The 2278-nt window shown below is 77.7% G+C and carries 3 protein-coding genes; 1 reads left to right on the forward strand and 2 read right to left on the reverse strand.

The window, feature by feature from the left end; genetic code table 11:
* Together ACTUAL_RS22615 and ACTUAL_RS22620 are read right to left on the reverse strand one after the other, a co-directional pair.
* Positions 1 to 378: hypothetical protein (locus ACTUAL_RS22615; protein ID WP_440901649.1), on the reverse strand; the 378-nt coding region annotated here is incomplete at its 3' end.
* 111 nt (positions 379 to 489) lie between these two features.
* The gene (locus tag ACTUAL_RS22620) at positions 490 to 1536 is read right to left on the reverse strand and encodes a methyltransferase (RefSeq protein WP_440901650.1); all 1047 of its coding nucleotides are present in this window, start codon (positions 1534 to 1536) and stop codon (positions 490 to 492) included.
* A 200-nt stretch (positions 1537 to 1736) separates the two neighbouring features.
* Here ACTUAL_RS22620 and ACTUAL_RS22625 point away from each other — a divergent pair.
* On the forward strand, positions 1737 to 2278 hold a 542-nt coding region (locus ACTUAL_RS22625), incomplete at its 3' end, for an AAA family ATPase (RefSeq protein WP_440901651.1).

Genomic DNA, 2278 nt, shown 5'->3' on the forward strand with positions numbered 1-2278 from the left:
CGCCCGGCGGTCCGGGCGGGAGGTCGCCGCGCTCGAAGGACTCCGGTAGTCCACCCCTGTCCACAGCGACTTGGCGGGCTTGCCGGTCCCGACCACCGCCAGGCCGAACTGGTTGGTCAGCGGGAACCGCGCCGGGCTCACGAACGCGACGCACCAGACGTCCTCGCCGGCCAGGCGCCTGCCCTCGAAGGCGACCGACTCCAGCGCGGTCAGGCAGTTCTCGGTGCCCGCGTCCGCGATGGTGACCGTCGTCGACCCGCTCTCGCTCGACGTCGCTCGGAACGCGGGTCCCGCCACCGGGGCGCGGACCACGCCGACCGCCGGGCTCGTGCTCCGCGCCCTGCGGCTGTCGTGCGGCCGGTAGGGGCGCCCGACCACCTGGGGCGGCGGATCCCGCGAACGGTCCGGCGAACGGGTCAGGTGGGGCGGCGGCCAGCGCGGACCGAGTCGAGCAGAGCCGCACCAGTGCGGCCCGGTGAGAGCTGACGATCACCCGTCCGTGCGCGGGCTCAGGCGTGGGGCGCCCTCCAGCAGGTGGTACGGCGTCCCGGTCGGGGTGACCGAGCGCAGCTCCAGCCCGGCCCGGTCGAACAGCTCGGCGAACTCCGCCGTCGAGCGCTCGCGCCCGCCGCACAGCACGAACAGCCGCAGGCTGCTGTGCGCCGCGTAGGTCCGGTTGGCCTGGTCGTCGGAAAGCGCTTCCACGACCACGACCCTGGCGTGCGCGGGCGCGTCGGCGCGGACGTTGGCCAGCGCCCGCACGGCCTGCGCGTCGTCCAGCACGTGCAGGACCGTGCGCAGCACGTAGACGTCCGCCGCGCCGACCCGGTCCGCGAACAGGTCGCCAGCCCGGATCTGGACCCGGTCGTCACCGCGCAGCTCGGGGACCGCGTCCCGGACCGCCTCGGGCAGGTCGAACAGCACGCCCGAGAGCACGGGGTGCTCGCGCAGCAGCGCGGCGAGCAGCCTGCCCCGCCCGCCGCCGACGTCGACCACCCGCGCGGCCCCGGTCAGGTCGAGCGCGGAGCGGATCGCCTCGTCGAACGGGTCGCCGGGGCCGGTGGCCACCGCGTCGTGGAACACCGCGGCGGCGGCCGGGTCGGCGGCGAGGAGGTCGAACAGCGGGCGGCCGTGCACCAGCTCCAGCGGGGAGGTGTCGGTGCGCACGCCCTCCGCGAGCCCGCGCCACGCCTCGTCCGCCCAGCCCGCCGTGAGCAGGCGGGTGAGCGCCAGGCCGTCGGTCGTGCGCAGGGTGCGGGAGAGCGGCGTGTGGCGGACGTGGGCGCGCTCGTCCAGCGCGAGCACGCCCACGTCGGCGAGCACCGCGACCAGCTGCGCGAGCCGCGTCGGCGCGACGCCCGCCAGCTCCGCCAGGTCGGGGACGGCGGTGGGGGCGTCCGGGAGCAGGTCGGGCAGGCGCAGCTCCACGGCGGCGCGCAGCGCGCCCCAGCCTGCGGCGGCGGTCGCGAGCGCCTGGAAGGCCGCGGCGCCCTCGTCGTGCCGGTGCGCGGTGTGCTCGTCGTCGGTCAACGTCACGGTGGTCGCCTCCTGGAACGGGTGCGGGGGTGCGCTCAGGAGTGTCCGACCTGGGACGCCCGCGCGGCAGGGGACTTCGTGGTTTTCCCGGCGCGGGTGGGCGGCCAGTGGGGGCGCGGTGGTCGGGGCGTGGACAAGACGACTGACAGGGCTGTTGACATGCCTGAAGGTCGGCGGGGCGGACGCGGGGGAGGCGAGGGATGCGGCTGGTGGACCGCGACGGGCAGTGCGAGGCGCTGGCTGCCCTGCTGGAGGGCGCGGCGGGCGGGTGCGGGGGCGCGGTGCTGCTCAGGGGCGCGCCGGGGCACGGGAAGACCGCGCTGCTGGGGCGCCTGGTCGTGATGGCCGAGGGCGCGGGGTTCCGGTGTCTGGTGGTCGAGGCGGACGCGCTGCCCGAGGTCGCGGAGGTCGCGGCGGGCGGCGGCGCGCTGCTGGTGGCCGTGGACGACGCCGGGGGCGCCGACGTGGGCGCGCTGCTCGACCTGGCGGCGTGGGCGAGACGCACGACCGCCGTCCTCGCGCTCACCGACCTGCCCCGCCTGCCCGACGACGACCCGCTGGGCGCCGTGGCGCGCACGCCGGGCGCCCTCGTGCTCGACCTCCCGCCACTGCGACCGGAGACCACCGCCGCGCTGCTCGGCGGGACCCCGTGGCCGGTGACCGGGGGGAACCCCGCGCTGGTGCGCGGGCTGGCCCACGACCTCGCGGTGGGGGAGGCGGGACCGGGGGCCGCCTACCGCGC

It is taken from the genome of Actinosynnema sp., from assembly GCF_052038725.1.